28 protein-coding genes are annotated in these 24,857 nt (G+C 68.6%); 12 read left to right on the top strand and 16 right to left on the bottom strand.

The window, feature by feature from the left end:
- Window position 1: 1 nt before the first annotated feature.
- Window positions 2-958 carry a deoxyribose-phosphate aldolase gene (gene deoC / locus ACFPJ1_RS20110; RefSeq protein WP_380105920.1) on the bottom strand — a complete coding sequence of 319 codons (957 nt, stop codon included), beginning with the start codon at window positions 956-958 and terminating at the stop codon, window positions 2-4.
- A gap of 105 nt (window positions 959-1,063) precedes the next feature.
- Between deoC and ACFPJ1_RS20105 the strand changes: the two genes are divergently transcribed.
- The 4 genes from ACFPJ1_RS20105 (at window position 1,064) to ACFPJ1_RS20090 (ending at window position 4,206) form a co-directional block, all read left to right on the top strand.
- The gene (locus tag ACFPJ1_RS20105) at window positions 1,064-1,624 is read left to right on the top strand and encodes a PH domain-containing protein (RefSeq protein WP_380105918.1); all 561 of its coding nucleotides are present in this window, start codon (window positions 1,064-1,066) and stop codon (window positions 1,622-1,624) included.
- Window positions 1,625-1,761: 137 nt separating this feature from the next.
- Entirely contained in the window at window positions 1,762-2,493 is a 732-nt protein-coding gene (locus ACFPJ1_RS20100; protein ID WP_380105916.1) for an alpha/beta hydrolase, read from the top strand.
- Window positions 2,494-2,621: 128 nt separating this feature from the next.
- Window positions 2,622-3,566, top strand: coding sequence for a neutral zinc metallopeptidase (locus ACFPJ1_RS20095; RefSeq protein WP_380105915.1), 945 nt, complete (start codon window positions 2,622-2,624; stop codon window positions 3,564-3,566).
- Between the two features lie 193 nt (window positions 3,567-3,759).
- Window positions 3,760-4,206 carry a hypothetical protein gene (locus tag ACFPJ1_RS20090; protein WP_380105913.1) on the top strand — a complete coding sequence of 149 codons (447 nt, stop codon included), beginning with the start codon at window positions 3,760-3,762 and terminating at the stop codon, window positions 4,204-4,206.
- A 99-nt stretch (window positions 4,207-4,305) separates the two neighbouring features.
- On the opposite strand, the gene ACFPJ1_RS20085 is transcribed toward ACFPJ1_RS20090, so the two are convergent.
- Together ACFPJ1_RS20085 and ACFPJ1_RS20080 are read right to left on the bottom strand one after the other, a co-directional pair.
- Window positions 4,306-5,961, bottom strand: a complete 1,656-nt coding sequence (locus ACFPJ1_RS20085) for a phospho-sugar mutase (protein WP_380105912.1) — start codon at window positions 5,959-5,961, stop codon at window positions 4,306-4,308.
- A 37-nt stretch (window positions 5,962-5,998) separates the two neighbouring features.
- A complete protein-coding gene (locus tag ACFPJ1_RS20080; protein ID WP_380105910.1) occupies window positions 5,999-6,460 on the bottom strand; it encodes a gamma-glutamylcyclotransferase in 462 nt (153 codons plus the stop codon).
- A 31-nt stretch (window positions 6,461-6,491) separates the two neighbouring features.
- On the opposite strand from ACFPJ1_RS20080, the gene ACFPJ1_RS20075 reads away from it, so the two are divergent.
- From ACFPJ1_RS20075 to ACFPJ1_RS20065, 3 genes are all read left to right on the top strand, one after another.
- Complete coding sequence (locus tag ACFPJ1_RS20075; protein WP_380105908.1) at window positions 6,492-7,883, top strand: NAD(P)H-quinone dehydrogenase; 1,392 nt, start codon at window positions 6,492-6,494, stop codon at window positions 7,881-7,883.
- Window positions 7,880-8,140, top strand: a complete 261-nt coding sequence (locus ACFPJ1_RS20070; protein ID WP_380105907.1) for a muconolactone Delta-isomerase family protein — start codon at window positions 7,880-7,882, stop codon at window positions 8,138-8,140. The genes ACFPJ1_RS20075 and ACFPJ1_RS20070 overlap by 4 nt, the downstream gene beginning before the upstream one ends.
- Window positions 8,141-8,208: 68 nt before the next feature.
- On the top strand, window positions 8,209-8,580 hold the full coding sequence (locus ACFPJ1_RS20065) for a helix-turn-helix domain-containing protein (RefSeq protein ID WP_380105906.1): 372 nt from the start codon (window positions 8,209-8,211) through the stop codon (window positions 8,578-8,580).
- Window positions 8,581-8,590: 10 nt separating this feature from the next.
- Here the strand turns inward: ACFPJ1_RS20065 and ACFPJ1_RS20060 are convergent, their stop codons facing one another.
- From ACFPJ1_RS20060 to ACFPJ1_RS20010, 11 genes are read right to left on the bottom strand one after another with little or no spacing between them, the layout of a single operon-like run.
- Window positions 8,591-9,364 (bottom strand): SDR family oxidoreductase, encoded by a 774-nt coding sequence (locus ACFPJ1_RS20060; protein ID WP_380105905.1) that lies wholly within the window; start codon window positions 9,362-9,364, stop codon window positions 8,591-8,593.
- A 40-nt stretch (window positions 9,365-9,404) separates the two neighbouring features.
- Window positions 9,405-10,091, bottom strand: coding sequence for a DUF6390 family protein (locus ACFPJ1_RS20055; protein ID WP_380105904.1), 687 nt, complete (start codon window positions 10,089-10,091; stop codon window positions 9,405-9,407).
- Window positions 10,091-10,306 (bottom strand): HypC/HybG/HupF family hydrogenase formation chaperone, encoded by a 216-nt coding sequence (locus tag ACFPJ1_RS20050; RefSeq protein WP_132290834.1) that lies wholly within the window; start codon window positions 10,304-10,306, stop codon window positions 10,091-10,093. Before ACFPJ1_RS20050 ends, ACFPJ1_RS20055 begins: the two co-directional genes overlap by 1 nt.
- 5 nt (window positions 10,307-10,311) lie before the next feature.
- Complete coding sequence (locus ACFPJ1_RS20045) at window positions 10,312-10,413, bottom strand: DUF6893 family small protein (RefSeq protein ID WP_380105903.1); 102 nt, start codon at window positions 10,411-10,413, stop codon at window positions 10,312-10,314.
- The gene (locus ACFPJ1_RS20040) at window positions 10,413-10,898 is read right to left on the bottom strand and encodes a hydrogenase maturation protease (protein ID WP_380105902.1); all 486 of its coding nucleotides are present in this window, start codon (window positions 10,896-10,898) and stop codon (window positions 10,413-10,415) included. The genes ACFPJ1_RS20045 and ACFPJ1_RS20040 overlap by 1 nt, the downstream gene beginning before the upstream one ends.
- Window positions 10,895-12,190: a hypothetical protein gene (locus tag ACFPJ1_RS20035; protein WP_380105900.1), complete on the bottom strand. Its 1,296-nt coding sequence runs from the start codon at window positions 12,188-12,190 to the stop codon at window positions 10,895-10,897. Before ACFPJ1_RS20035 ends, ACFPJ1_RS20040 begins: the two co-directional genes overlap by 4 nt.
- Window positions 12,187-12,819 (bottom strand): DUF6084 family protein, encoded by a 633-nt coding sequence (locus ACFPJ1_RS20030; RefSeq protein WP_380105899.1) that lies wholly within the window; start codon window positions 12,817-12,819, stop codon window positions 12,187-12,189. The genes ACFPJ1_RS20035 and ACFPJ1_RS20030 overlap by 4 nt, the downstream gene beginning before the upstream one ends.
- On the bottom strand, window positions 12,812-13,480 hold the full coding sequence (locus ACFPJ1_RS20025) for a DUF5947 family protein (RefSeq protein WP_380105897.1): 669 nt from the start codon (window positions 13,478-13,480) through the stop codon (window positions 12,812-12,814). Before ACFPJ1_RS20025 ends, ACFPJ1_RS20030 begins: the two co-directional genes overlap by 8 nt.
- Complete coding sequence (locus ACFPJ1_RS20020) at window positions 13,477-14,325, bottom strand: NifU family protein (protein ID WP_380105896.1); 849 nt, start codon at window positions 14,323-14,325, stop codon at window positions 13,477-13,479. The genes ACFPJ1_RS20025 and ACFPJ1_RS20020 overlap by 4 nt, the downstream gene beginning before the upstream one ends.
- 1 nt (window position 14,326) lies before the next feature.
- Window positions 14,327-16,132, bottom strand: coding sequence for a nickel-dependent hydrogenase large subunit (locus tag ACFPJ1_RS20015; protein WP_380105894.1), 1,806 nt, complete (start codon window positions 16,130-16,132; stop codon window positions 14,327-14,329).
- Window positions 16,133-16,139: 7 nt separating this feature from the next.
- On the bottom strand, window positions 16,140-17,204 hold the full coding sequence (locus tag ACFPJ1_RS20010) for an NADH-quinone oxidoreductase subunit B family protein (RefSeq protein ID WP_380105893.1): 1,065 nt from the start codon (window positions 17,202-17,204) through the stop codon (window positions 16,140-16,142).
- 255 nt (window positions 17,205-17,459) lie between these two features.
- Here ACFPJ1_RS20010 and ACFPJ1_RS20005 point away from each other — a divergent pair, with 255 nt between their 5' ends.
- From ACFPJ1_RS20005 to hypE, 5 genes are all read left to right on the top strand, one after another.
- Window positions 17,460-17,960, top strand: coding sequence for a helix-turn-helix domain-containing protein (locus tag ACFPJ1_RS20005; RefSeq protein WP_380105891.1), 501 nt, complete (start codon window positions 17,460-17,462; stop codon window positions 17,958-17,960).
- Window positions 17,961-18,041: 81 nt separating this feature from the next.
- On the top strand, window positions 18,042-20,432 hold the full coding sequence (gene hypF / locus ACFPJ1_RS20000) for a carbamoyltransferase HypF (RefSeq protein WP_380105890.1): 2,391 nt from the start codon (window positions 18,042-18,044) through the stop codon (window positions 20,430-20,432).
- Window positions 20,423-20,734 carry a HypC/HybG/HupF family hydrogenase formation chaperone gene (locus ACFPJ1_RS19995; protein ID WP_380105888.1) on the top strand — a complete coding sequence of 104 codons (312 nt, stop codon included), beginning with the start codon at window positions 20,423-20,425 and terminating at the stop codon, window positions 20,732-20,734. Before hypF ends, ACFPJ1_RS19995 begins: the two co-directional genes overlap by 10 nt.
- Entirely contained in the window at window positions 20,731-21,864 is a 1,134-nt protein-coding gene (gene hypD / locus ACFPJ1_RS19990; protein WP_380105887.1) for a hydrogenase formation protein HypD, read from the top strand. The genes ACFPJ1_RS19995 and hypD overlap by 4 nt, the downstream gene beginning before the upstream one ends.
- Complete coding sequence (gene hypE, locus ACFPJ1_RS19985; RefSeq protein ID WP_380105885.1) at window positions 21,857-22,963, top strand: hydrogenase expression/formation protein HypE; 1,107 nt, start codon at window positions 21,857-21,859, stop codon at window positions 22,961-22,963. Before hypD ends, hypE begins: the two co-directional genes overlap by 8 nt.
- Before the next feature lie 63 nt (window positions 22,964-23,026).
- Here the strand turns inward: hypE and hypB are convergent, their stop codons facing one another.
- Window positions 23,027-23,884: a hydrogenase nickel incorporation protein HypB gene (gene hypB / locus ACFPJ1_RS19980; protein WP_380105884.1), complete on the bottom strand. Its 858-nt coding sequence runs from the start codon at window positions 23,882-23,884 to the stop codon at window positions 23,027-23,029.
- A 1-nt stretch (window position 23,885) separates the two neighbouring features.
- Window positions 23,886-24,215 (bottom strand): hydrogenase maturation nickel metallochaperone HypA/HybF, encoded by a 330-nt coding sequence (locus tag ACFPJ1_RS19975; protein ID WP_380105882.1) that lies wholly within the window; start codon window positions 24,213-24,215, stop codon window positions 23,886-23,888.
- Between the last annotated feature and the right edge of the window lie 642 nt (window positions 24,216-24,857).

Raw genomic sequence — 24,857 nt, 5'->3', positions numbered from 1 at the left:
CTCAGTCCAGCGTGAAGTAGTCGGGGCCGGGGTAGTTCCCGGTGGCCAGCTTGGTGCGTTGCATCAGCAGGTCGTTCAGCAGACTGGAGGCGCCGAAGCGGAACAGCTCCGGGTCCAGCCAATCCGGTCCGGCCGTCTCGTTGACGGTGACCAGGTACTTGATCGCGTCCTTCGCGGTCCGGATGCCACCGGCGGGTTTGACGCCGATGTGCAGGCCGGTCGCCTCGTGGTAGTCCCGGACGGCCTCCAGCATCACCAGGGTGACCGGCAGCGTCGCCGCGGGGGAGACCTTGCCGGTGGAGGTCTTGATGAAGTCCGCGCCGGCCAGCATCGCCAGCCAGGAGGCCCGCCGGACGTTGTCGTAGGTGACCAGCTCGCCGGTCTCCAGGATCACCTTGAGATGCGCGTCACCCGCCGCCTCGCGGATCGCGGTGATCTCGTCGAAGACCAGCCCGTACCGCCCGGACAGGAAGGCGCCCCGGTCGATCACCATGTCGACCTCGTCGGCCCCCGCCGCCACCGCGTCCTGAGTGTCCTGCACCTTGATCGCGAGGCTGGAACGGCCGCTCGGGAACGCGGTTGCCACGCTCGCCACGTTGATCCCCGACCCGCGCAGCTCGTACTTCGCGGTCGCCACCAGGTCGGGATATACACAGACCGCGGCCACCTGCGGCGCGGTCGGGTCCGCCGGGTCCGGGCGCTTCGCCTTCGAGCACAGCGCCCGCACCTTGCCCGGGGTGTCCTGGCCCTCCAGCGTGGTCAGGTCGATCATCTGGATGGCCAGATCGAGAGCGTAGGCCTTGGCGGTGGTCTTGATCGACCGGGTGCTCAAGGTGGCGGCCCGCGCCTCGGCGCCGACCTGGTCGACGCCCGGCAGGCCCAGCAGGAACCGGCGCAGCCGGTCCTCGGACGAGGTCACGTCGGCGAGACTGTCGACGCCAGTGTCGGTAGTGGTCACGCCTGGCAGTCTAGTGCGTTCCCGGGAGTGCGTTTCCGGTCACAAGACGGACCAGAGTGGCGGCCGGTTCTAGGCCGGTGACCAGGCGGCGGCTACTTTGTCGGGGTGAAACCGAAGGCCAGCGAGAGTGAGCGGTACCTGTCCACGTCGAACCGGATCACCGGCGTCGTGGTGATGGCGATCGGCGTGGTCGGCCTGATCGACATCGTGCTGGAGTGGCGCACCGTGGGCGGCCTGGAGGTCGCGGCCCTGATCGGGATCCTGATGGTGCTCGCCTACGTCGGTCTGGTCCGTCCGTCCGTCACGCTCCGCCCCGAGAACCTGCTGATCCGTAACCACATCCGTGATCACACCGTGCCGTGGGGCAAGATCACCGACGTCGACGTGACCGACATCCTGCGGGTGCACACCGAGAACGCGCGATTGCGCGCGCCGGGCGTGCAACTGGTGATGCGGGACCTGCGCAAGCAGCGGGTCGGCGGGCGCAAGCTGAGCCCGGAGAGCTCGATCTCGCGCGCGGAGTTCGTGGTCGACCGGATCGACAACCACGTCAACCTGTACGGCCAGTCCTCCGAGGGCGAGGTCGTCACCAGTTGGGCGCGGCCCGAGCTCACGATCGTCGGGGTGCTCGCGGTCATCGCCCTGCTGGCGGAGTTCCTCCGCTGACCCGGGTCTCCCGCCGCGGTCTGCTCATCGCGGCAGGCCTCACCGTCGCCGGAGGTGCCGGGCTGGTCGAAGCCGGGGTATTGCCCGGGCGGACGCGGGTTCACGACGTACTCGGGCTGACCGGCGAGGACGGTGTCGTGCCGGAGGTGGCGGCTGGGCCGGTGGAGTCCGGCAGCTTCGCATCAGCCGCACGGCGTACGGCGGTCGGGTGGACGGTGATGTACCCGCACGGACAACGGGCCGACGCGCGGCTTCACGTAGTACTGGTGCTGCACGGGCGCGGTGGCGACCACACCTCCGCGATCAACGACCTCGGCGCCGACCGCTACCTGACCGCCGCGGTGCAGGCCGGTACTGCGCCGTTCGCGCTCGCCGCGGTGGACGGCGGCACCGACAGCTACTGGCACCTGCGCGCAACCGGAGAAGACCCGCAGGCGATGCTGACGACGGAACTCCTTCCCCTGTTGGCCAAACGCGGACTTCGCACCGACCGGTACGGCGTACTCGGGTGGTCGATGGGCGGGTACGGCGCTCTTCTGCACGCGGCTGATGTTGGATCAGCCCGGGTGGCTGCGGCCGGCGCGCTGAGCCCTGCGCTCTGGCACGAGGCGTCACAGGCAACGGCGGGGGCGTACGACAGCCCCGAGGACTTCCAGGCGCATCCGGTCTTCGGGCGCGCGGAGGATCTCAAAGATGTTGCCTTGCGCATCGATTGTGGCCGGGACGACCCGTTCGCGGGCGCGGTCCGGGATCTGCGGGACGAGGTGACCGCGGCGGGCGGAGTACAGGCAGGGGCGCACACGGCCGGTTACTGGCGGCGGATGCTGCCGGACCAGCTCGCGTTCCTGGGCGCTGCTCTCGCTCGCTGAAGTTGTCGCGAATCGCGGGGAACTTCGTGGTGATCGGTGGCGTCCGACCCCGTGTCCGCTGCCGGGATGAACCTCCGGTTCGCCCAGGATGACACCTGTACGTCCCCGAACACTCGAGAGTGGAGCGCATGAAGAACCTCCCCAGCACGAAGCTGCGCGGTCTGGCCGCCGTCGTCGCGGTGGCCGGTTTCGCGGCCCTGGCGATGCCCGCCCAGGCAGCGCAGACCGCCGGTACCGCGGGTGAGCCGCTGCCGGCGGGCAAGACCGCCGAGTCCCAGGCGGTCCGGACCGAGGGCGTCCAGCGATCGACGGCGCTCGCCGCGGCCTGGAACAGCACCACGGCCAAGAACACCGTGCGGTACAACAAGCTCTACAAGGCGCCCGTGATCCCGCCCTCGAAGTGCAAAGAGGTCAAGGCCACGCTGACCACGGCCGCCGCCGTCAAGGCGTACGACCAGCAGATGCTCACCTGCATGTGGGCGGCCTGGGCACCGGTGCTGAAGGCCGCCGGGGCGAACTACAAGCTCAAGCCGACCCTGATCGTGCACAACTACAGCCGGGTCAACACGTACTGCGGCATCGTCCGCGGCCCGCAGTCGTACTACTGCGGCTACAAGAACGGGCAGATCTACATCCCGTGGGGCCTGATCCAGACCTACTGGAAGCAGAACCCGACCTTCGCCCGCGCGTACGCGACCAACACCATCGCGCACGAGTACGCCCACCACGTGCAGTTCGTCACCGGCATCCTGGACGCGTCCTGGTGGCGCCAGCGCGCCTTCACCACCCAGTCGACCAAGCTCGAGGAGAGCCGCCGTCGTGAGCTGCAGGCGTCCTGCCTCGGCTCGGCCTACATCGGCGCGAACAAGCGGTACTACCCGATGAGCGGCACGCTCTACACCCAGTGGAAGTACGTCGTCGCGCACTCCGGCGACCAGGCGGGCGCCGTCCGCGACCACGGGTCGCTGTCGAACCACAACTGGTGGTCGACCGCGGGCTTCAACGCGACCAGTTCCACCACGACGGCGAGCCGGTGCAATACCTTCGCCGCGATCTCCAGCCGCGTATCCTGACGCGCAATGCGTAGATTCGCGGGTGACAAAGCGTAGATTCGCGAGTAACCAAGCCGCCTGGCACGCGTTTGCGTTTCAGGCGGCTTTCGCGTTTTGCCGACACGTTCACGATCTGCGATCGTGTGGTTACCGTGTTTCGGGTCCGCACGCCTTACAGTCTTGGTCGACCGACGAACGGCAGGAGTCAAGGATCGTGAACTACGACGAGTTCAACACCGAGTACACCAAGGTGCTGGACAAGATCAGAGGCGGCAAGTGCAGTTGGTCGGAGCTGTCCGGGCACGTCACCCGGCTGCGCCAGGGCACCGCCAACATCATCACGCCGGTGGAGCGTGCGCAGATCGACAGCGATCTGGCCGCGCTCGGCCAGATGGTCGACCTGTCCCGCCGCACGAACGACCGCGAGGACGTCTGGACCATCACCTCCGAGGCGGTCCGCCGGGCCAGCAGCGGTGAAGGCACCGTGGCGGACCGGATCGCCCGGATCGCGGCGAGCATCGACGAGATCACCACCCTCGCGAACCGCAACCCCGACGAGCGGGAGGCGCTGATGCAGTCCACCAGCACCCTCCGCCTCCTCCACTCGTCCCTCAAGTCCTCCCTCCAAGCCGAACAAGCCGAAGCCGCCGCAGCCCACTGACCGGCTTCCCCGCCCAGGCCCCCGACCCGCTCGGGGGCCTTCGCACGCCCAGATCCCAGCAGCCACCCACCGCCAGCCCTCGGTGGGTGGCTGGTGGCGTTAGATGCCGGCGGCGGTGGAGAGGGATTGTTTGATGGCTGCCAGTTCCAGCGCGGCTTGGGTGCGGGCGGCGGGGACGTCGTCGGCTTGGACCGGGATTACGACTTCCAGGTAGCACTTGAGTTTGGGTTCGGTGCCGGAGGGGCGGACTACGACCCGGGCACCGTCCGACAGGGTGTAGCGGAGGCCTTCGGTGGGTGGGAGAGTCTCCGTGCCGTGGCTCAGGTCGTCTATGCGCTCGACCAAGTGGCCGCCGAGTTCCGTGGGCGGGGTGGCGCGGAGGCGGTCCATGGCGGCCGCGATCAGGCTCAGGTCGTCCACCCGCACGGACAGCTGGTCCGTCGCGTGCAGCCCGTATTTCTTCGCCAGGTCGTCCAGCAGGTCCAGCAGCGTCCGCCCCTCGGCCTTCGCCTGGGCACCGAGCTGGAGCACCCGAACCAGCGTCGACACGCCGTCCTTGTCCTTCACCGCCGCGGGGTCGACGCAATACCCGAGCGCCTCCTCGTACCCGAAGACCAGCTCCGGCACCCGCCCGATCCACTTGAACCCGGTGAGCGTCTCGACGTACCGGACGCCGTACGCCGCCGCGATCTTCCCCAGCAGCGACGACGACACGATCGAGCAGGCCGCGACCCCCTGCGCCCCGGACGACAGCAGGAACTCACCCAGCAACGACCCGAGCTCGTCGCCGCGCAGCATCCGCCAGCCACCCTCAGCAGCAGGATCCGGTACTGCGACCGCGCACCGGTCGGCGTCGGGATCGTTGGCGACGGCAAGATCCGCACCTTCCGCCCGAGCCAGGTCCAGGGCGGCGTCGATCGCCCCCGGCTCCTCCGGGTTCGGGAACGACACGGTCGGGAAGTCCGGATCCGGATCCGCCTGCGACGCCACCACAGCCGGAAGCGCGAACCCGGCGCGCTGCACCGCCTGCTCCACAAGGGCGCGCCCGACTCCGTGCAGCGGCGTGTACGCCACATTCAACGATCGGGGAGCATCCGCCGGCACCAGAGTCGCGATCCGGTCGAGGTAGGCGTCCAGCAGGTCGTCGCCGGTCGTGTGCCAGTCCTCCCCGCGCGGCACGGACGCCAGCGGGCCGACGGCCTCGATGGCGGCGGCGATCTCCACGTCGGCCGGCGGCACGATCTGCGAGCCGTCGCCCAGGTAGACCTTGTAACCGTTGTCCTGCGGGGGATTGTGCGAAGCCGTCACGACCACCCCGGCAACCGCTTTCAGGTGCCGGATCCCGAACGCCACCACCGGGGTCGGCGTCGGTCGGTCCAGCAGTACCGCGTCCAGCCCGGCGCCCCGGACCACCGCGGCCGTGTCCTGGGCGAAGATGTCGGACTTGTGGCGCGCGTCGTACCCGATCAGGACCGGGCCGTCGGTAAGGCCGTTCGCCTTCAGGTACGCGCAGAGGCCGGCGGCGGCGCGGATCACCACGACCCGGTTCATCCGGTTCGGCCCGGCGCCCACCGCGCCGCGCAGACCCGCGGTACCGAACTCGAGGGTGCCGGCGAAGCGGTCGGCCAGCTCGGCGTCAGCCTCGGCGCCGGCGTCGAGCAACTTCTGGAGCTCGGCGCGGGTGTCGGGATCCGGGTCCTCGGCGAGCCAGGCCTGGGCAGCGGTACGGGTCAGAGCGGCATCGTTGACGGTCACGAGCGCACGATACCGCCCGGTTAACTACTGATCTGTCCTAATGGCCCGAGCTCTGGCAGGGACGGGCGCGGAGATCGGCGACGTAGTCGTCCGGGGCGCCCGCGGCCTCGGCGGCCTCGGCGAGGATGCCCAGGTACCGCGCGGAGGGCAGGCCGCCCTCGTAGGCGTTCAGCACGTACATCCAGGCCAGCTGCTCGCCGTCCAGGGTCGCCACCCGCACCTGGATCTTGCGGTAGACGCCCTGGTCGATCCACTCCCACTCGTCCAGGCGCTCCGCGTCCTTGGGGTGGACGTCGTACAGGGCGACGAAGACCTGGTTGCTCGGGTCGGCCGGGTCCTCGACGACGGTCGCCATCGAGCCCTCCCAGCCGAGCTCCTCGCCTCCGAAGGTGAGGCGCCAGCCGACGATCCACCCGGTCCCGCGCAGGGGCGAGTACGGGCACCGCTCGGCCATCAGGTTCGGGTCCAGATTCGACGCAAACGCGGCGTACAGGGTCACGACGACACAGGATACGGAACAATGGCCTCTCGTGGCGCGAGTTGTGATCATCGGTGGCGGTCCTGGCGGGTACGAAGCGGCGAGTGCGGCCGCCCAGCTGGGAGCGGAGGTGACGGTTGTCGATTCCGACGGGATCGGCGGTTCCTGCGTGCTCACGGACTGCGTGCCGAGCAAGACCCTGATCGCCACGGCCGAGGTGATGACCGAGGTCGAGGAGGCCGGTGAGCTGGGTGTCAGAGTCACAAGCGACGGCGCCTCTGACCATTCTGATCCGGCGAATTCCGTACGTGTCGATCTCTCCGTCGTCAACAAACGGGTCAAGGCGCTGGCGACGGCCCAGTCGGAGGGGATCAGCCGGCGGCTCGCCGACGACAAGGTCCGGGTGATTCACGGCCGCGGCCGGCTGGACGGTCCCGAGGCCGTCGTGGTCGACGACGAGCGGCTGGACGCCGACGTGGTGCTGATCGCCACCGGTGCAAGGCCCCGCATCCTCCCGGGCTCCGAGCCGGACGGCGAGCGGATCCTGACCTGGGAGCAGGTCTATGAGCTCGAGGAACTGCCCGAGCGGCTGATCGTGGTCGGGTCCGGTGTCACCGGCGCCGAGTTCGCCAGCGCATACGACGCGCTCGGCAGCGACGTGGTGCTGGTCTCCTCCCGGGACCGGGTGCTGCCAGGTGAGGACCAGGACGCGGCCGCAGTACTGGAGGACGTCTTCAAGCGGCGCGGGATGACCGTGCTGGGCAAGTCCCGCGCGGAGTCGGTCAAGCGGCAGGGCGACGGGGTCGTGGTGACCCTGACGGACGGTCGCAAGGTGGAGGGGTCGCACGCGCTGCTGGCCGTCGGTTCGCTGCCGAACACCGAGAACCTGGGACTCGTTGACTCGGGCGTGTCGCTCGGCGACGGCGGCTTCATCACGGTCGACAAGGTGTCCCGGACGACGGCCCGGGGCGTGTACGCCGCCGGCGACTGCACCGGCGTCCTGATGCTCGCCTCGGTGGCGGCCATGCAGGGCCGGATCGCGATGTCGCACGCGCTCGGCGACGCGGTGGCCCCGCTGAACCTGTCGACCGTCTCCTCCAACGTCTTCACCGCGCCCGAGATCGCCACCGTCGGCCTCACGCAGGCCGTCGTCGACGCGGGCGGCAGTACCGCGATGGCGGTCAAGGTGCCGCTCGCGGACAACGCCCGGGCCAAGATGCAGGGTGTCCGGGACGGTTTCATCAAGCTCTTCTGCCTGCCGAACACCGGCATCATCGTCGGCGGCGTGGTGGTGGCGCCCCGGGCCAGCGAGTTGATCCACCCGATCTCCCTGGCTGTCGGCGCGCGTCTCACCGTCGACCAGATGGCCCAGTCGTTCACGGTCTACCCCTCGGTCTCCGGCTCGATCGCCGAGGCCGCCCGACGACTCCACCTGCGGTCATGAAGTTCCTCGTGCTCTGGCAGATGGAGCTGAGCCTGCTCTCGCCGGAGATGGCGCGCGCTGTCGGCGCCATGCCGGAGTACGGCGAACGGCTGCAGCGCGAGGGCAAGGTACTGGCCCGGTACCACGTGGTCGGCTCGCACGGCGGCGCGTGGATCTACGAGGTCGAGTCGCACGAGGAGTTCGAGCGGTTGCTCGGACGTGCGCCGGTCTTCAACTTCGCGCGCTATACCGTGCACGCGCTGGCCGACATGACCTGATTTCGCGCGTATTCCGTGATTGACGGACTTCCAGACCGGGAGGATGGTGGCAGGACGGGAGGTTGGGCATGTTCAACGACAACGACGACCTGGCCGTCGACCGCCACCTGATCGTCACGCACCGGCTGCGCGCGCGTCGGGTCCAGCTCGGCCTGACTCAGAAGCAGGTGGTGACCCGGCTGGCCCGCCGCGGCATCCGCACCACGAACAAGACGCTGAGCAGCTTCGAGCACGGCGCCGGCGTCGACGTCGTCCGCCTCCCGGAACTCGCCGCGGCACTCGACTGCACGGTCACCTATCTCCTCGGCCTCACCGAGGACCCGACCCACTGGGAACCCGACCGCCCGCGCCCGTTGCCGGCCCAGGGCTCGCACGAAGCAGCCCAGGGCAATTGGATCCTTGGCCCCGACGTACCGACGCGTGCCACCCACCAGACCTGAGCCCAGGAGCTCAGAGCGTGGGAGTGAGGCCGCCGTCGATCACGATGTCCTCGCCGGTGAGATTGCCGGCCCGGTCGCTGGCCAGGAAGACGACCAGCGCGGCCACCTCCTCCGGACTCGTGAAACGCCCGGTCACCGAGCCCGCCGCGGCCTGAGCGGCGACGGCACCCGGTTCCCCGCCGACGGCACCGGCGACCGTCTCGGCCACTCCTCCCTTGCCGAGCCAGAGATCCGTCGAGACCGGCCCTGGGCTGACCGTGTTCACCCGGACGCCTTGTGGCCCGACCTCCTTCGACAACGCCTTGAAGAAGTTGGCGGCAGCGGCTTTGGCGGCGCTGTAGTCGATCACCAGCGGATCGGGCAAGGTCGCGTTGACCGAGCAGACGGTGACGATCGTCCCGGTCCGCTCCAGCAACTGCGGCAGCGCGGCTCGCGTGGTCCGGACGGCCGACAGGAAGTCGAGCGTCCAGGTCGCCAGCCAGTCCTCGTCGGTCACCGAGACGAATCCGCCCGGTCGCGGATGCACCGCACCGACGTTGTTGACCAGGATGTCGAACCCGCCCGTCCGGGCCAGTGCCTCGGCGACGAAGTCCGCGGGACCCTCCGGGGTGCTGAGGTCGACGGCGACGGTCTCGACCGGCAGCGCGCCGAGCTGACCGTCGACGGTGCGCGCCCCGGCGACGACCTTCACTCCCTCGGCGAGCAACCCCTGGGTGATCGCAAGCCCGATGCCCTTGCTGGCGCCGGTGACGAGTGCGGTCTTGCCGGCCAGGTGCAGATCCATCGCGGACTCCAGTCGTGAGGGTCCGGCGAACCCGGACGATTCAGACTAATGCGAGGCGATTGTTGGTCAGCGTCAGGTGGTACGCCGAGTAGGTCCGCAGCGCGGTGACCCGGCGGAGGTCGATGCGGTCGCAGATCCACTGCCAGTGCAGGGTGACCCAGTCGCCGGGGGACAGCGGGCCGAGCAGGTCGATGCCGTCCGTGCCGCGGATGACCGTCTCCTTGCGGGGTGAGCCAAGAGCCAGGGCGCGGCCGTCCCAGGTGAGGGGCCGGGACTCGACCAGGACGTGGGTGCCCACATCGGCGATCACTCGGCCCCAGCGGATCCGGCACTGGTCGAGGACGTGCAGCGCCTGCTCGGTGGTCCGTTCGTCGCCGAGCAGGTCGGCCCACGGGTAGCAGCAGAACACCTGGTAGCTGTGGTGTGGCATCCCACCGGCCTTCAGCCGCGCACCCACATCGCCCAGCAGGGCGTTGCCGAGCCAGTAGGCCTCCACGATCCGGTAGTCCAGCGGATCTTTGATCCCCGCCGTGTCGGCGATCATCTCCAGGTACGGCCAGGCGCCCTCGAACTGCCGGACGCGCTCGCGCAGCCCGTCGTCCACCGCGGTACCGGCTCCGTAGGCCAGCATCGCGCTGCCGTCGGCGGGGCCGCAGTACCCGAGCAGGTTGGGCGCCAGCGCGTACCGGACGAACAGGATCGGTCCGGAGGTGGTCGCGACTGCCATCACTCGCCGCCGAAGAACGCCAAGGCGTCGGCGGCTCGCTCGGGCGTCATCCGCTCGAGTGCGAAGCCGCTGTGGATCAAGATGTACTCACCCGGGACGAACGGACCGTCCAGCAGCGCCAGGTTGATCTCGCGCACCACCCCGGCGACCTCGACCTGTCCGAGGTCGAGGCCGGGAGTGGTGCTGACGATCCGGCCCGGGATGCCGAGGCACATCGCCGCTACATGTCCCTCAGCCGGAAGTACCGCCGGGCGTCGGGCAGCACGAAGTAGAAAAGCCCGAATCCGAACAGCAGCACGATTGCGAGGATGACCCAGCGCATCACGATGTCCCTTCTCTAACTCTCACGCCGATGACCAGGTCGGTCACCAGTTGTGCCGCGGTCTGCACCGCGTCCTGGACGGACGGGGTGAGCCCGATCCCGGTGCCCAGGTCGGCCGGCTCGCAGCCGACCACCACCACTCGTCCCAAGGTCCCACCAAGTCGCGGTACAAGCGAGAGCACGGCGTCGGGGCCCAGGTCGTGCGCGTCCATGCTCACTTCTGGCCCGGGCTCCGGGTCCGGCTCGGCCTCCACCACGTAGACCGTCCCCGGCGGGCCCTCGCGGTGCACCGCATCGATCAGTACGACGAGGTCGTACGGCTCGAGCAGTTGGTAGGCCAGGTGGATGCCGCGGATGCCGAAGTCCTGCACCTCGACCCCGTCCGGCCAGCTTTGCTCGGCGAGCCTGGCGACCACCGACACTCCGAAGGCGTCGTCGGTGCAGAACATGTTGCCCAGGCCGGCGACCAGGATCCGCGGACTCATCCGGCACTCACCAGGGGCTCGATCTCGTCCGGGCTGAAGTAGAGATAGCGACCGTGCGAGCGTTGCACCTCACCCTCCTCACCATCCAGCGCGACGGCGAGGTGCGTCACGCCGTCCACGTCGGACAACACCGCGACGACCGTGCCCACCCGGTCCGCGAGGAACATGTCCTGCGCGTCGGCCCGCCGTACGCCGGGACGCAGCCGGACGCGGACTCCGTTGCCGACGGCGACGCCGCCGACCATCACGGTGTCGGTCTCGGGGGACACCGAGGTGTCGTTGCCGGGGTCCCACCAGGGCGCGTCGGCGGGAGCGGGCTCCGGCTCGGTGACCTTGCGCAGGTAGCGGACCGTGCCGTGCAGGCGGTCCAGGATCTCCTGCGGCATCGAGTCCACCCGGTCGAGCATCGCCGCCGCCCGCGGGTCGGTACCGCGGACCTCGCGCTTCTCCTCCTCGGTCAGCGTCATCGTGCGCAGGCTGAGGATCTCGTCGATCTCGGTGGCGTCGAACAGGTCGCCCTGGCTCTCCGGCGCGATCTGCGGCTGATCGTAGAGGATGATCGGGGACGACAGCAACAGGTCGCCGGCCAGCACCGGGAAGATGCCGAGGTTCTCGCATCCGGCCACGTAGCCGGTCGCCCATTCAGGGGGCTCGAGCAACGAAATGAAGCGGCAACCATCGGCGGCGACCAGCAGGTGATGCGCGATCAGTGCTTGCCGCAGCGCCCCGACTCGCTCGGAATCCTTGCCTGTACTGCGATTCTCCAACCGCAGCCGAAGCCGGTTCACTCCGTGGGGCCCGGGCAAATCTTCCTTGCTAAGGGCAAGCACACCTTCGAGTGGCAGTCGGGTCCGTTGCAGGAAGCCCGCATCGCCGACCGTTTCCAGCTCGGTGCCTCCGGCAACGGAGAATGCCTTCTCACCTGGCAGTTCGCGCAGATCCACGGTGACGTCCACGTGCTGCTCGACGGCCTCGTCCCATGGCACGTACGACGCGTCCTCGGTCTGGAGGGACTCCACCTCGACCCGTTCGGCGTTCAGCACGGTACGGCGCTGCGCCTGCAGGAAGCGGATCCGCACGGTCAGGACGGCCTCGTCCCCGTCGAGCAGGCAGTCGGTCTGCGACCAGGTCCGTTCGGACGGGTCGACCGCCCCGTAGGCGGGCGGCATCAGGACGCCGAATTGCCAGCGCACCCGGTTCTTCCCGTCGGACGCGCGGTACGGGTACAGCACGTACCCCTCGAACAGCAACGCGTCGGCGATCTGCTGGACACTCTCGAAGGACTGGGTCATTCCTGGCTCTCCTTCAGCAGCCGTTCGATCGCGTCGTCCCAGCCGGGCAGTGCCTCCCGGGCCCGGTAGCTGTAGAGCTTGTCGAAGGTGTCCCGCCGCAACCTCAGCCAGGCGGCCCCGGGGAAGTGCTGGTCCATCGCCTCGCGCCAGACCGGTACCGGCAGGGCGTAAGACGCCTCCTTCTGCCAGGCGACAGGGGTCACCGACAGGGTTCCGGCCCGGCCGGTGAAGATCGTGCCGTTGAACAGCAGGAGCAACGGCACCCCGCCCTCGCGGACTGCGTAGAGGTACTTGTGCGCCGCGACGTCGAAGTCGTAGCTGCACGGCAGATTCAGATCCACCTCGGTCGAGCCAGTGAACCCCGGCACCATCTGCGTGACGAAGGCGAGTTGGAGCGGTTTCAGCGTCTCGCCCCAGCGGGCGCGATCGCCGAACAGGTCCGCCAGCCCGTCGGCCTCTTCGTCGTCGTAGCGCCGCTTGATCGGCTCGATCCTGATCTGGCAGCGCAACGCGAGCGCGTGCACCGGCGTACCGGTCGTCTCGGTGATCTTCAGGTGCAGCAGCACGTTCGGCGTCGCGGCGTACCGGTCGGCGTCGGCGCCGATGCAGGCGAAGTCGAGGTCAACCACGGCAGCGCTCCTTCACCCGGGCGAAGAACTCGTCGATCCGTCCCCAGACCTCCTCGCCTCCCGCGAACCCCTCCCAGTACTGCCGGACGATGCCGACCAGTTCGTAGCAGGAGTCGATCGGGACCAGGTAGCACTCGAACCCGTCGTCGAGCCGGCGCAGCAGCACTGCCTCCACGTCTGGGATCAGCTCGCCCAGCAGGGGATCGGCCGCGACTACCTCGTCCCAGCTGGCCAGGTCGAGCAACGACTCGGTGGCGCCGCCCGGACTCGGGTAGAACGCGACATTCTTGTCCTGGTCGGTCTGGTGGAACAGGAAGGCCAGGTTCACCGGAATGCCGAGCGCCTCCCACTGCGCCGACGACATCGAGAAATCCTGGTTGAGCCGGTAGTTCTCCGGTACGGCGCGGTAATGCCCGCGCGAGGCCGCCTCGGCGTTGAAGAGCAGGTAACACGGCCGGCAGGTGCACAGCAGCCGGTGATCCGGCACATCCGCGATGTGCGAGTGCTCCGGACCGATCGGCACCGCGCACATCTCGCACTGCTCACCCGGCGCGAGTTGCTCCCGCACCCCGCCCGTGAAGCCGCGAAGCACCGCCACCGGATCAACAGGCGGCGGCGGTTTGGCCCGGGCGAGGGATCTCAGCGTCGACGAAGGTCTCACGCCGGCTGCCTTCCCGGTACTGCGACCTTCCAGCCGGTGGCGTCGGGCAGCAGCGGCAGCGCCTCGAGTGCCTCGGACCCGACGGGTGCGAGCGCACGACCGGCCAGACGTACGTCGTACACGGCGGTGCAGCGAGGGCAGGTGAGCTCGTCGCCGGTGAGTTCGCCGTGGTGCAGGACGGACGAGCAGGCGGGGCAGCTGTTCCGGTACGCGTAGTAGGTGCCACCGAGGTTCGCGACCAGGACCTCGAGATCCGCGACCACGAGCTTCTGGACTTGGCCGGGCGCCGTGACCAGGTCGAGCCGGTACCAGCCCTCGGTCTCCTGACTGGGCCGGAACGGCTCGATCGTCAGCAGGGTCTGCTTCTTGGCCGCGACCATTCCCTCCACGTCGACAGCGACGGCCTCGGGGGCGGCGTCCAGTACGGCGTTCTCCACCGTGAGCCGGACCGTTGCCGTCGAGCCAGGACAGCCTTCGCAGCTGCCCTGCAGCCGCAGGTGCACGACCCCGTCGTCATCGATGCCCAGGTAGTCGATCCCGCCGGCATGGGAGCCGAGGTACGGCCGGACGCTGTCGAGGGCGCCCTGGATCCGGGTCGCCACATCGTCAGGGTGGAGGTCGTGCAGCAACAGCATCCCGGTGACGAGATCGTCCTCCAGCAGAACCCGGACCTGGGGCTCGTCCAGCCGGGCGAGCAGTTGTTCAAGGCCCGCGCCGTGCAGGGACAACACGGCGCGAACCAGCTCCTCGACCTTCTCGGTCACCTCCGGCTCGGCGCGCCGCTGGACCTCGTCCAGCAGCACGTCGATCCGCTCGCTCAGCGCTTGCGCGTCGCGACGGTCCATGTCAGTACGGCTTGACCGCGAGCGTGGGCGAGTGCAGATGGGTCTTCTCTGTCCCGTTCCCGACGAACATGTGCACACCACACGGCAGGCAGGGATCGAAGCTGCGCACCGCGCGCATGATGTCGATGCCCTTGAACCGGTCGGGTGGATTCTCCTCGAAGATCGGCGTGTTCTGTACGGCGTCCTCGTACGGCCCGGGCGTCCCGTAGGAGTCGCGCACACTGCCGTTCCACGGGGTCGGCGGGTACGGGTGGTAGTTCGCGATCTTGCCTTCGCGGATCACCATGTGGTGCGACAGCACGCCCCGCACGGCCTCGGTGAAACCGCAGGAGATCGCGTTGTCCGGGACCTTGAACGGGGTCCAGGTCTCGGTCCGGCCGGCCCTGACCTCGGCCATCGCCTTCTCGCAGAAGTGCAGCGCCAGGCCGGCCGCGTACGCCTGGAAGTAGGTCCGGGCCCGGTTCCGCTCGATCGCGTTGCTCCACTGCGGGATCTTCCACTCGTACTCCGTGGCCGGCTTCAACGCGGTCCGGGGCAGCTGGATCTTCACGCTGTGGCCGGTGGCCTGGACGTAGGTGGTGTTGACCAGTCCGGACAGCGCGGTCGACCAGAGGCGCGCGATCGGGCCGCCGCCGGTGTCGAGTGCCAGGTGGTCGGTGCCGTCGAACCAGCGCGGCGACATCGTCCAGCTGTAGGCGTTCGAGAAGTCGCGCTTCTGCGGCTTCGGCAGGGTGTGCTGGTTCCACGGGTGTCGCACGTCGACGGGGTTGCCCAGCGGGTCCCGGTCGACGAACTTCTCGTGGCTGCCGTCGGCCCAGTCGTCGTAGAACGAACTGCCGAGCAGGATCCGCAGGCCGAGGTTGATGTCGACCAGGCTGTTGGTGACCAGCCGGCCGTCCACCACCACACCGGGGGTGACGAACATCCGCTTGCCCCAGGCCTCCATGTTCTCGTACTTGAAGTCGCAGATCGCCGGGTCGTTCAGACTGCCCCAGCAGCCGAGCAGGATGCGCCGCTCGCCGACGTGCTCATAACCGGGCAGCGCCTCGTAGAAGAAGTCGAACAGGTCGTCGTGCAACGGCACGACCTTCTTCATGAACTCGACGTAGCGCATCAGCCGGGTCAGGTAGTCGGTGAACAGCTGGATCGTCGCGACCGTGCCGACCCCGCCGGGGTACAGCGTGGACGGGTGGACGTGCCGGCCCTCCATCAGGCAGAACATCTCGCGGGTGTAGCGGCTGACGTGCAGCGCCTCGCGGTAGAAGTCGCCCTCCAGCGGGTTCAGCGACCGCATGATGTCGCCGATCGTGCGGTACCCGTGGTCGCCGGCGTGCGGCGCCTCGGTCCGGTTCGCCAGGTCGAGCACACCCGGGTTGGTCTCCCTGACCATCCGCTCGCAGTAGTCCACCCCGACCAGGTTCTCCTGGAAGATGTTGTGGTCGAACATGTACTCCGCGGCCTCGCCCAGGTTGACGATCCACTCGCCCAGGTGCGGCGGCGCGACGCCGTACGCCATGTTCTGCGCGTAGACCGAGCAGGTGGCGTGGTTGTCGCCGCAGATGCCGCAGATCCGGCTGGTGATGAAGTGCGCGTCGCGCGGGTCCTTGCCCTTCATGAAGATGCTGTAGCCGCGGAAGATCGACGAGGTGCTGTGGCACTCCTCGACCGTCTTGGACTTGAAGTTCACCTTGGCGTAGATGCCCAGGCTGCCGACGATCCGGGTGATCGGGTCCCAGGCCATCTCCACGACGTCGGAGCTCTTGTCGGCGTCCAGCGCGGAGCCGACCTTGGGTTCGGTGGTGGTCATGGCTGGATCACCTTTCGTAGCCGGTCGTCAGGGTCGATCCCTTGTGCCGCCACTGGGGCTCTTTGTTCGCGGTGTTCTGGGTGATCTTGCGCAGCCGCCGGATCACCGTGCCGTAGGCCGTGCTGGCGGCGACCGACACCTTGCTGCCCGGCGGTTCGTCCATGAACGGCATGAACTTGTCCGGGAACCCGGGCATCGTGCAGGCGATGCAGATACCACCCACGTTCGGGCAGCCGCCGACGCCGTTGATCCAGCCCCGCTTGGGCACGTTGCAGTTCACCACCGGACCCCAGCAGCCCAGTTTCACCAGGCACTTCGGCGATCCGTACTCCTTGGCGAAGTCGCCCTGCTCGTAGTACCCGGCGCGGTCGCAGCCCTCGTGCACGGTCCGGCCGAACAGCCATTGCGGTCGCAGTTCGGCGTCCAGTGGGATCATCGGCGCCTGGCCGGCCACCTGGTACAGCAGGTAGACGAGCGTCTCGGACAGGTTGTCGGGGTGGATAGGACAACCTGGCACGCACACGATCGGCAGTCCGGCCTTCGACTTCCAGCCCCAGCCGAGATAGTCCGGTACCCCCATCGCACCGGTCGGATTCCCTGCCATCGCGTGGATCCCGCCGTACGCCGCACAGGTGCCGACGGCAATCACCGCGGTCGCCTTCGGGGCCAGCCGGTCGAGCCACTCCGAGGTCTTCATCGGCTGTCCGGTGGCCGGGTTGTTGCCGAAGCCGGCCCAGTATCCGTCGGACTTGATCGCCTCGTTCGGAATGGATCCCTCCACCACCAGGACGAAGGGCTCAAGCTCACCGCGGTCGGCCTTGTGCCACCACTCGATGAAGTTGTCCGCACCCGTCTCCGGGCCGCACTCGAAGTCGATCAGCGGCCAGTGCACAGCGACCCTCGGCAGTCCCGGCAACGCCCCCAGCACGATCTCCTCGATGCTGGGCTGAGTCGCAGCGGTGAGTGCCACGGAGTCCCCGTCGCAGCTCAGCCCGCCGTTCATCCAGAGAATGTGGACGACACCTTCGTCGGCCGTCTCCTGCGCCTGATCTGGTTCGAGGGTCATCGACATCCGAGCCTCCTCCGGAGTTCTCCTTCGGACAGTACGTCCGGAATGCGCACTCGGACAGACACTTGTGTCGGGTATTAATGGCCCTTTCGCGTAATCCCGGATTCCGCGATTTCGCGACCTCTCCTTAGACCTTTGGCAAGGCTACGTCGATGATATTTCAACCTCATTCGTCAAGGTCACCGGCGAGTCGTCGACTACTACCTTCCGTGACAGCTACCTTTGAGCACCGAAGCATTCTCTGAGAGCCGTGCCGACATGTCCGATGATCCCCCGCCGGACGGCCTCGACGGCGGCGTGTTCATCTCGCCGGTGGTCGTCGTCGCCCACACCTTCCCGGCCCGGCCGGGTTCGCTGCCTGATGCCGAGCTGTTCGTCCGCGAGGCGATCGAGCCGCTGGAGCTGGAGCCGGCGGAGAACAAGGCGCTGTACGACGCGATCACGTCGGCCATGCTCGAGGCCGCCGGCCCCGACGACGGCGTCTTCGACGTGACCGTGCGGATCTTTCCCGACGGGGTCGAGGTAGAGGTCCTGCACGGTGCTGGACGGCGGGCCGGCGCGTCCCCACGGGTCGGCGAGGAGCCGTTCGCCGACTGGCTGACCGCCGTACTGCGCCGCCAGGGGCTGTCCCAGCAGGCGGCCGCGAGCCGGATCGGCGTCTCGGTCCGGACGGTCAGCCGGTGGCTCAGCGGGACGACGGAGCCCCGGATGCGCGACCTCCGCCGGGTGCACGCGATCTTCGGGCCGCCGCCCGAGTAAACACTCCGGAAATGGCGGTCCGGTATTTCCGGACTCTGGTGGACCTCAGCGCGCGGGGCTACGCTGCGAATTAGTCCGCATATGGCCGAATTCGTCACCGCACTCGGTCTTCTCACCCCGGAACATCGACAAATCCATCAGCAGGCGGTGGGTGCCACGACCGGTCCGGCTTCTCGCATCCGCGCCGCTGTCGCCGTGTCCGGCGTCGTCCAGGGCGTCGGTTTCCGGCCGTTCGTCTATGCCCTGGCGCGGGAGTTGGGGCTGTCCGGCGAGGTCGCGAACACCGCGGCCGGGGTGATCGCCGAGGTGGAGGGTCCGGCGGATGCGGTCGAGGCTTTCGGTCGCAGGATCGCGGCCGACGCGCCGCCGCTGGCCGTGGTGGAGACGGTGGAGTGCGAGGTGGTGCCCGCACGGGGTGGCACGGACTTCGTCATCCTCGACTCCACGGCCGGGGCGGGGCGCACCCTGGTCTCCCCGGATGTTGCCACCTGCAACGACTGCCTGGCCGAGTTCGACGATCCGGCCGGCCGCCGTTACCGGCATCCGTTCATCACCTGTACGAACTGCGGACCGCGCTTCACCATCATCACCGGCCTGCCCTACGACCGCCCCGCGACCACGATGGCGGCCTTCCCGTTGTGTTCCGACTGCGCCCGCGAGTACGGCGACCCCGGTGACCGCCGGTTCCACGCCCAGCCGATCGCGTGTCCCAACTGCGGCCCGAGCCTCTGCCTGACCACGCCCGCCACCGACCCGCAGTACGGCGAGGAGGCGTTGGCGGGAGCTCTGGGGATGTTGCGAGCCGGCGGGATCCTGGCGGTGAAGGGTCTCGGTGGGTTCCATCTGGTGTGCGACGCGACCGATGAGGCCGCCGTAACGACGCTGCGCAAGCGGAAGGATCGGGGGGACAAGCCGTTCGCGGTGATGGCCGCGGATCTCGAGACCGCCCGGCGGATGACGGAGGTGGACCAGGTCGAGGCCGCGCTGCTGACCGGGCATCGGCGGCCGATCGTGTTGCTCAGAAGGCTTCCCGCTGCGACCGTGGCTGCCGCAGTCGCACCAGGCAACCCGGATCTCGGCGTGATGTTGCCTTACACCCCATTGCACCGGTTGCTCTTCGAGGGCTTGTCGGTGCTGGTGATGACGAGTGGCAACGTGTCGGGCGAGCCGATCGTCACCTCCGACGAGGACGCGGCGGTCCGGTTGGCGCCGCTGGCCGACGGGTGGCTGGGGCACGACCGGGCGATTCACGTTCCCTGTGACGATTCCGTGGTCCGGATCGTCGCGGGCACGGAACTGCCGATCCGGCGCTCGCGCGGGTACGCGCCGTTCCCGGTCGCGCTGCCTGTTCCCGTCCGACCGGCCCTTGCTGTCGGTGGAGACCTGAAGAACACCTTCTGTCTCGGCGACGGCCGCTATGCCTGGCTTTCCGCGCACGTCGGCGACATGGACGACCTCGCCACCCTGGCCGCCTTCGAGAAGGCCGAGCGTCATCTCGAGGAACTCACCGGCGTCCGGCCCGAGGTACTCGTGACGGACAAGCACCCGGCGTACCGGTCCCGGCAATGGGCGGAACTGCATGCGGACGGGCGGCCGGTGATCGGCGTACAGCATCATCACGCGCACCTCGCGTCCGTGCTGGCGGAGCACGGGTACGACGGCGCGGAGCCGGTGATCGGGTTCGCCTTCGACGGGACCGGGTACGGCGACGACGGCGCGGTCTGGGGTGGTGAGGTACTGCTCGCCGGGTACGACGGCTTCGAGCGGTACGCGCATCTGCAGTACGTGCCCTTGCCTGGCGGGGATGCGGGGGTCCGGAATCCCTGTCGGATGGCGCTTTCGCACCTCGTCGCGGCCGGACTGCCGTGGGATCCGCGACTGCCGTCGGTACAGGTCTGCGCGGACGAGGAGTTGAAGCTGCTCCGGATCCAGTTGGAGCGGAACCTCGCTTGCGCGCCGACCTCGAGCATGGGCCGGTTGTTCGACGCGGTGTCCTCGCTGGCCGGTGTCTGCCACCGCGTCGGGTACGAAGCGCAGGCCGCGATCGAACTGGAAGGGCTGGCCGTCGGGCAGCCCGTCGACCGCGCCTACGAGTTCGGGCTGAGCTCGCCCGTCGCGGGCTTCCCCGGCCTGATCGATCCCGCGCCCGTCCTGGCGGAGGTGGTGCGGGACGTCCTCGCCGGCGTCGGCGCCGGGGTGGTCGGACTGCGGTTCCACCAGGCCGTTGCGCGGGCGATGGTCCGGATCGCCGAGCAGGTCAGAGCAGACCGCGGGCTGTCCATGGTCGCCCTGTCGGGTGGGGTATTCGTGAACCGATTGTTGCTCGCAGCAAGCAGTCGGGCGTTGTCCAAGGCCGGTTTCACCGTTCTGCGGCACGCGAAGGTGCCGCCGACCGATGCCGGCGTCGCACTCGGGCAGCTGGCCGTCGCGGCCCGAGTGCCAGCACGAAAGGAGCAATCAGCATGTGTCTAGCGGTACCGGGACGAGTGGTGGAGATCCGGGAAGAGGACGACACCCGGATGGGCAAGGTGGACTTCGGCGGCGTGATCAAGGACGTCTGCCTGGCCTATCTGCCCGACCTGCAGGTGGGGGAGTACACGATCGTGCACGTCGGGTTCGCGTTGCAGCGGCTGGACGAGGAGTCGGCGATGCAGTCGCTGGAGCTCTACCGGCAGTTGGGCGCACTGGAGGAGGAGTTCGGCGACCACTGGGGGATCGCCGCGCGGCAGGCCGGGGAACGGCGGCCGCCGGGGACAGAGGAGACACCGCAATGAAATATCTGGCCGAGTTCAGCGATCCCGATCTGGCCAAGAAGCTGGTCGACCAGATCCACGCCACGGTGACGAAGCCGTGGGCGATGATGGAGGTCTGCGGCGGGCAGACCCACACGATCGTGCGGCACGGCATCGACCAGTTGCTGCCGGACGGCGTCGAGATGATCCACGGACCGGGCTGCCCGGTCTGCGTCACCCCGCTGGAGATCATCGACAAGGCGCTGGAGATCGCGTCGCAGCCCGGGGTGATCTTCTGCTCGTTCGGCGACATGCTGCGGGTGCCTGGGAGTGGGCGTGACCTGTTCCGGATCAAGAGCGAGGGCGGCGACGTCCGGGTGGTCTACTCGCCGCTCGACGCGCTCAAGATCGCCAAGGACAACCCGGACAAACAGGTGGTCTTCTTCGGCATCGGCTTCGAGACCACCGCGCCGCCGAACGCGATGACGGTCTACCAGGCCAAGCGGCTGGGCATCGCGAACTTCAGCCTGCTGGTCTCGCACGTCCGGGTACCGCCCGCGATCGCGGCGATCATGCAGTCGCCCGACTGCCGGGTGCAGGCGTTCCTTGCCGCCGGCCACGTCTGCAGCGTGATGGGCATCTCGGAGTACCCGGAGCTGGCCGCGAAGTACAAGGTGCCGATCGTGGTGACCGGCTTCGAACCGCTGGACATCCTGGCCGGCATCCTGCGCACGGTGACCCAGCTGGAGCGCGGCGAGTACTTCGTCGAGAACGCGTACCGGCGGGCCGTGCAGGACGAGGGCAACCCCGCGGCGAAGGAGATGCTCGCCGACGTCTTCGAGACCACCGATCGCGCCTGGCGGGGGATCGGGATGATCCCGCAGAGCGGCTGGCGGTTGTCCCCGCGCTACCGGGAGTACGACGCGGAGTACCGCTTCCAGGTCAGGGACATCGCCACCGAGGAGTCGTCGATCTGCCGCAGCGGCGAGGTGCTGCAGGGGCACATCAAGCCGCACGAGTGCGAGGCGTTCGGCACGCTCTGCACGCCACGCAACCCGCTCGGCGCCACCATGGTCTCGAGCGAGGGCGCCTGCGCCGCCTACTACCTCTACCGCCGGCTCCAGACGCCGGCCCCGAAGACTGGCTCGAAGGCGGTGAGTTCTGTTGGCTGAGCGGGTGATGCTTCCTGATCCGGCTCTTCCTCCTTCTTCCGAGGCACAGCCGCCGAACTTCGACGGGTGGACGTGTCCGCTGCCGTTGCGCGATTACCCGACCATCGTGATGGGGCACGGGGGTGGTGGTCAGCTCTCGGGGGAGCTGATCGAGCACCTCTTCGTCCCGGCGTTCTCGAATCCGCTGCTGGAGGGGTTGACGGATTCGGCCGTGGTCACGCTGGGCGGCGCGCGGTTGGCGTTCTCGACCGACTCGTTCGTCGTGCAACCGCTGTTCTTCCCGGGCGGCAGCATCGGCGACCTGGCGGTGAACGGCACCGTGAACGACCTGGCCATGTCGGGTGCGCAGCCGGCGTACCTGTCCTGCGGCTTCATCCTCGAGGAAGGAGTCGAACTGTCCGTCGTCGGCCGGATCGCCAAGGACCTCGGTACGGCGGCCGAGCGCGCGGGAGTCACCATCGCGACCGGCGACACGAAGGTGGTCGACTCCGGTCACGGTGACGGCGTCTACATCAACACGGCCGGCATCGGGCTCGTCCGCGAAGGAGTGGACATCCGGCCGCAACGTGCGGTCCCGGGTGACGTGGTGATCGTCAGCGGCATGATCGGCGTGCATGGGATCGCGATCATGAGTGTGCGCGAAGGCATCTCGTTCGGCACCGAGGTGACCAGCGACTGCGCCCCGCTGAACGGCCTGGTCGACGCGATGCTCGACGCCACGCTCGACCTGCATGTACTCCGGGATCCCACCCGCGGCGGCGTCGCCACCTCGCTGAACGAGATCGCCAAGACGGCTGGCGTCGGGGTGGAGTTGGTCGAACGCGACCTGCCGATCCCCGAGACGGTTGCCAACGCCTGCGCCTTCCTCGGCCTCGACCCGCTCTACGTCGCGAACGAAGGCAAGCTCCTCGCGATCGTCGCCCGCGAGGACACAGACCAGGTCCTGGCCGCGATGCGAGCCCATCCCCTGGGCGCCGACGCCGCGATCATCGGCGAATGCGTAGAAGCCCACCCCGGCATGGTCGTCACCAGAACCACCTTCGGCGCCACCCGAGTCGTCGACACCCCGATCGGAGAACAACTACCCCGGATCTGCTGATTACCTCGGACCACCGGCCGGGCACCTGCTGTCCGGCCGGTCCCGCCCTACCTAGACGGCCTTTCAGAGGGTGTCGAGCCAGGCTTGCCAGTCGGCGAGGCCGTCGCCCTTGGTGGCGGAGAGCTGCAGGATCTGCGCGTCGGGCTTGAGTTGGTGGATAAGGCTGAGGCAGAGGTCGATGTCGAAGTCGACGTACGGGAGCAGGTCGATCTTGTTGAGCAGGACGAGATCGGCGGTGCGGAACATGTACGGGTACTTGGCGGGTTTGTCGGCGCCTTCGGTGACCGAGATGATCACCACTCGCGCGGTCTCGCCGAGGTCGAACAGCGCGGGACAGACCAGGTTGCCGACGTTCTCCACGAACACGAGCGAGTTGTCCGGCGGAGCCAGCTCGGCCAGGCCGCCGGCGAGCATCTGGGCGTCGAGGTGACAGCCCGCACCGGTGTTGATCTGCACCACCTTGCTCCCGGTCGCGCGGATCCGCTGGGCATCGAGCCAGGTCTCCTGATCCCCTTCGATCACAAGGGTTTCGCGGGTGCCGGCGTACGCGCGGACCGTGCTCTCCAGCAGCGTGGTCTTGCCGGAGCCGGGGGAGCTCATCAGGTTGATCGCGGTGATCCCGCGCTCCTGCAGGCGATGCCGGTTCGCCGCCGCCAGCCCGTCGTTCTTCGCCAGAATCTCCTGCTCCAGCAGAATCGTCCGGGTCTCCTCGACCGTTGGCGCGTGCCCGTGTCCCTGGCTGTGTTCGTGTCCTTGGCCCGCTGCGTGCTCGTGCGGGTGCTCGTGCGGGTGCTGGTGGTCGTGCGGGTGTTCGTGGTCCTGGGGGTGCTGGTGGTCGGCGTCGTACGGGTGGTCGTGCTCGGGGACGAGGCTGATCCTGGTGCCGCTGCCTTCGCCGGAACATCCACAGGTGCTGCACATGTCAGTGCACCTCCACCGAGATGATCCTCAGCTGCTGGCCGCTGAGGATGTCGAGATCCGCGCTGCCACACGCGCACAGCATGATCGGGTCGTCCAGGACGAACTCGTCACCACAATCCCGACAGTACGCTCGCCCGGACGGCTCGTCGATGTCCAGCCGGGCGTCCTGCAGACCCGTGCCGTTCGCAACGATCTCGAAGCAGAACCGGATCGAGTCCACCACCACCCCGGACAACTTCCCGATCTCCAGGCGCACCGCCGCGATCGGTCCGTCGCCGACCTTCTCGACGATCGCATCGACCACGCTCTCCGTAATGGCGAGCTCATGCACACCCCGACGCTAAGCCGCCCCCCACCCACCCACAACCCCACCACCGCCCGGGTGTTGCAGCCGCGTGCCGGGCATTGCCGAGTTCGGGGTCGGTGGCGTACGGACCGACAGGATGTACTGCGTTGTCCGTGCGCCTGAACACCCTCGTTACGCGTGGGGGTTGCCCCGCGAGCGAGGTCATCCTGTCGCTCGGTACAGCCGTGCCGGGGCAGCGGCTCGGTGTGGACCTTATGAGGCGACCCGGCCAGCCTGATCACCTGACGGCGGCCTGGTGATGGCTGGTGACAACTCGCCCCACTGCGATCACCCGGCATTCGCTGGGTCGCGACGGAGGTGCCGCGACCCGAGGTGGGTGAGACCTGGGCGACGTAGGAGCCGCACGGGGTCGCAGTACTCAGAAACAAACAGCCGGTGGTACCGCGAGGTCCGCACCGCTGCTGTGTGTGTGGGTTCAGAAGTCGCCGCCGCCCAACCCCAGACCACCCGCAACCACCCACGCCCCAGCACCGCGTGCGTTTGCGTGTACTCCGGCCGCGTGCCGGAATTGCCGAGTTCGGGTGAGTGGCGTACGGACCGACAGACACCCCAGGTGTTAAGGGTGTCAAGCGGCGGTGGTTTGGGTGCGGTGTGCCCAGGCGGTGT

It is taken from the genome of Kribbella qitaiheensis (assembly GCF_042657745.1).
Lineage (GTDB): Bacteria > Actinomycetota > Actinomycetes > Propionibacteriales > Kribbellaceae > Kribbella > Kribbella qitaiheensis.
This window is presented reverse-complemented; position numbering and strand designations above follow the sequence as displayed.

Bases quoted from the DNA above. Each gene is read 5' to 3' on its own strand.
- ACFPJ1_RS20095 (WP_380105915.1), top strand. From the start codon at position 2,622: ATGAAGAACCTCCCCAGCACGAAGCTGCGCGGTCTGGCCGCCGTCGTC.
- ACFPJ1_RS20070 (WP_380105907.1), top strand. From the start codon at position 7,880: ATGAAGTTCCTCGTGCTCTGGCAGATGGAGCTGAGCCTGCTCTCGCCG.
- ACFPJ1_RS20065 (WP_380105906.1), top strand. From the start codon at position 8,209: ATGTTCAACGACAACGACGACCTGGCCGTCGACCGCCACCTGATCGTC.
- ACFPJ1_RS20060 (WP_380105905.1), bottom strand. From the start codon at position 9,364: ATGGATCTGCACCTGGCCGGCAAGACCGCACTCGTCACCGGCGCCAGC.
- ACFPJ1_RS20055 (WP_380105904.1), bottom strand. From the start codon at position 10,091: ATGGCAGTCGCGACCACCTCCGGACCGATCCTGTTCGTCCGGTACGCG.
- ACFPJ1_RS20050 (WP_132290834.1), bottom strand. From the start codon at position 10,306: ATGTGCCTCGGCATCCCGGGCCGGATCGTCAGCACCACTCCCGGCCTC.
- ACFPJ1_RS20045 (WP_380105903.1), bottom strand. From the start codon at position 10,413: ATGCGCTGGGTCATCCTCGCAATCGTGCTGCTGTTCGGATTCGGGCTT.
- ACFPJ1_RS20040 (WP_380105902.1), bottom strand. From the start codon at position 10,898: ATGAGTCCGCGGATCCTGGTCGCCGGCCTGGGCAACATGTTCTGCACC.
- ACFPJ1_RS20035 (WP_380105900.1), bottom strand. From the start codon at position 12,190: ATGACCCAGTCCTTCGAGAGTGTCCAGCAGATCGCCGACGCGTTGCTG.
- ACFPJ1_RS20020 (WP_380105896.1), bottom strand. From the start codon at position 14,325: ATGGACCGTCGCGACGCGCAAGCGCTGAGCGAGCGGATCGACGTGCTG.
- ACFPJ1_RS20015 (WP_380105894.1), bottom strand. From the start codon at position 16,132: ATGACCACCACCGAACCCAAGGTCGGCTCCGCGCTGGACGCCGACAAG.
- ACFPJ1_RS20010 (WP_380105893.1), bottom strand. From the start codon at position 17,204: ATGTCGATGACCCTCGAACCAGATCAGGCGCAGGAGACGGCCGACGAA.
- ACFPJ1_RS20005 (WP_380105891.1), top strand. From the start codon at position 17,460: ATGTCCGATGATCCCCCGCCGGACGGCCTCGACGGCGGCGTGTTCATC.
- hypF (WP_380105890.1), top strand. From the start codon at position 18,042: ATGGCCGAATTCGTCACCGCACTCGGTCTTCTCACCCCGGAACATCGA.
- ACFPJ1_RS19995 (WP_380105888.1), top strand. From the start codon at position 20,423: ATGTGTCTAGCGGTACCGGGACGAGTGGTGGAGATCCGGGAAGAGGAC.
- hypD (WP_380105887.1), top strand. From the start codon at position 20,731: ATGAAATATCTGGCCGAGTTCAGCGATCCCGATCTGGCCAAGAAGCTG.
- hypB (WP_380105884.1), bottom strand. From the start codon at position 23,884: ATGTGCAGCACCTGTGGATGTTCCGGCGAAGGCAGCGGCACCAGGATC.